The organism is Streptomyces sp. NPDC005070, from assembly GCF_053600395.1.
In genome coordinates this window covers 1-2,834 of the sequence record NZ_JBSFZS010000347.1, presented here as the reverse complement: position 1 = coordinate 2,834, position 2,834 = coordinate 1, and the positions used below count along the sequence as shown (strand labels likewise).

Below are 2,834 nucleotides of genomic sequence, written 5' to 3'. Positions count from 1 at the left end.
GCCGAGAAGGGTCTGTCCGTCGACGGCCAGGTGGATCCGAACACCAAGGCCGCTCTGTACGGCGCGGTCACCCCGCCCTCCTCCACGCCGCCCGGTGGCGGCTACGGCAAGATCCTCGCTCTGGCCGCGGCCGAGGTCGGCACGGCCGAGGGCAGCGCCCGCGCGAACAGCTACGGATCGGCCGTGGGCCTGTCGCTGTCCACCCGCAACTACGCCTGGTGCGCGACCTTCGTGAGCTGGGTGGCCCAGCAGACCGGGGCCAGCTCCTACCGCAACACCTATGTCTCGGGCTGGGTCAAGCAGGCGCGGGCCGGCACCTATCACCTCTCCGTCACGACGAACCCGCAGCCGGGCGACATCGTGGCCTTCGACTGGAACGGGGGCAACAACTACACCGGTGGGCAGGAACATATAGGCATCGTGCGAACGGTGAGCGGCGGCGCCGGCTTCACCACCGTCGAGGGCAACACCGGCAACCCCAACGGCGGCTCCGACGGCGTCTACATCAAGACCCGCAGCACGAACAGCGGTTATGACGTGATGTTCATCCGAGTCCGCTGACCGGCCGGCCGACCAACTCACCGGCCGACCAACTCACCGGCCGACCAACTCACCCGCCGGCCGGCTCACCGGCTGACCGGAACTCTCACCATGGCCGGGGCTTCCCGCTAGGCTCCGGCGGGCACGAGCCCGACTCGCCCCGTCACGCCGGAACCTCGGCGACCGGCACCCCCTTCTTGGTCGCCGGTGGGCACCGACACTCACGTTCGCTTACCGACACCCCTCACAGAGGTCCGATGCCTACCCTTAGATTTGGCAAGTACCTGACATTGGCGGCAGCCGCCCTCCTGCTGCTGGCCACGGCGCCGGGGGCGGTCGCCGCCACCTCGGATCCCGCGGACAGCGCGCGGGGAACCACCGCCACCGCCGCGGCGGCCGAGACATGGAAGGCGCCGCTCTCCACCCGCGGACGGTACATCGTGGACGCCGACGGCAACCGTTTCCGGCTGAAGTCGGCCAACTGGGACGGCGCACAAGGCTCCTGGACGGGCAGCGGCAGCAAGGACGACCCGGCCAACCACCACGCCGGCCAGAACTCCTACGGCATCCCTCTCGGCCTGGACCGCGCGTCGCTGCCCCAACTGCTCGACGACTTCCACCGGCTGGGCATCAACAGCATCCGGCTGCCCTTCTCCAACGAGATGATCCACTCGACGGCCCCGGTGCCGGACGCCGCCGTCACGGCCAACCCGGGGCTGCGCGGCAGAACACCGCTGCAGGTCTACGACGCCGTGGTCGCCGCCCTCACCCAGAGCGGGTTCGCCGTCATCCTCAACAACCACACCAACACCTCGCGTTGGTGCTGCGGCGTCGACGGCAACGAGCGCTGGAACAGCGGTCAGTCCACCCAGCAGTGGGCGGACGACTGGGTCTTCATGGCCCGCCGCTACGCCGGTGACCCGCGCGTGGTGGGCGCCGATCTCTACAACGAAGTACGCCGAGACATACTCGACGACCCCAACTGGGGCCTGGGTGACGCACACGACTGGTACGCGGCCGCCCAGCTCGCCGCGGACCGCATCCTCTCGGAGGCCAACCGCAACCTCCTCATCGTCATCGAGGGGATCAACTGGACCGGCCTGCCGGTCGACGGGCTCCCGCACGGCCGCCCCACCCTCACCCCCGCGCGCAACCTCTCGCACACCCTCGTCGCCGCCCGCAAGCTGGTGTACTCCGCGCACTTCTACGGATACACCGGCCCCAGCCACAGCGGGGCGACCGGCATCGGCGAGACCCACGACGCCCGCTACCAGGACCTCGGCCGCGACCAGCTCTACCAAGTCCTGAACGACCAGGCCTTCTTCGTCTCCTCCGAGGCGAACCAGCACTTCACCGCTCCCGTGTGGATCAGCGAGTTCGGTATCGGCGCCGGCGAGACGGGCACGGCGGCCCGGACCTGGTTCGGCAACATCACCGACTACTTCGCCGACCATGACGTCGACTTCGCCTACTGGCCGCTCGTCGGCTGGGAAGGCCACGACGACTGGTCCCTGCTGCGCTACGACACCTCCGGCAACCGGTACGGAATCCTCGACCAGTCCGACTGGCGCGGCACCGCGTGGAACCGGCTCATGACCGCCCCGACCCGCACCGGGTCCGTGGACGCCGTCCCGAGCCGGAACATGCTCGCCACCGATCACGGCGACTATGTGCAGTCGCTGCGGGTGCGCGCGGGCGGTGACTGGAACTCGGGCGCGTCCAAGGCCACCTGCCCCGACGGCGAACGGCTGATCGGGCTCGGCCACAGCGGTGTTCGCGCGCTGTGCACCGACGTCTCCACGGGCGACCTCCGCTCCTCGGCCGACACCCAGACGGTCGTCACCGACGAGCGCTATGTGCCCTCGGGCGGCGACTGGGCCTCGGGGTACACCAAGTTGCAGTGTCCGTCGGGGAACTTCCTCATCGGCTACAGCCGCCGGGGCGGCCGTACATCCGCCGCGCTCTGCGTTCCGGCCGCCACCTCGCTGGCGGGCGCCGGGCGGACGGTGTGGTTCGACCGTTCCGACAACCGGCCCGCGGGCGCGGCCGGAGGCGACTTCGCGAACGGTGACTACAAGGGCCAGTGCGCCGACGACGAGTACGCCGCCGGAATCGCCTTCACGACCCGGTTCGGCGCCAGTCAGGGCCCGGCCGCGCTGCTCTGCCGCAAACTGAGCTGAGTACGACCGGGCCGCCTCGACGCGCGGCCACCAGCAGAAGGACGTCGAAGTCGCCGCCCACCAGGGCGAGGTGCGAGGCCCCGGGCAGCACCCTCAGCCGCTCCCGCACCGTGC

General features: G+C 70.4%; 2 protein-coding genes and 1 pseudogene. 2 read left to right on the top strand and 1 reads right to left on the bottom strand.

Annotated elements, in window-relative coordinates; all coding sequences use genetic code 11:
* Positions 1–561 (top strand): CHAP domain-containing protein (locus tag ACWEBX_RS38880; protein ID WP_451889424.1); only part of this gene is annotated, 561 nt, incomplete at its 5' end.
* Positions 562–797: 236 nt separating this feature from the next.
* Positions 798–2,720, top strand: coding sequence for a glycoside hydrolase family 5 protein (locus ACWEBX_RS38875; protein WP_451889423.1), 1,923 nt, complete (start codon positions 798–800; stop codon positions 2,718–2,720).
* Between the two features lie 28 nt (positions 2,721–2,748).
* Here ACWEBX_RS38875 and ACWEBX_RS38870 read toward each other — a convergent pair.
* Positions 2,749–2,834: pseudogene (locus ACWEBX_RS38870) on the bottom strand (Lrp/AsnC family transcriptional regulator); the annotation flags it as partial.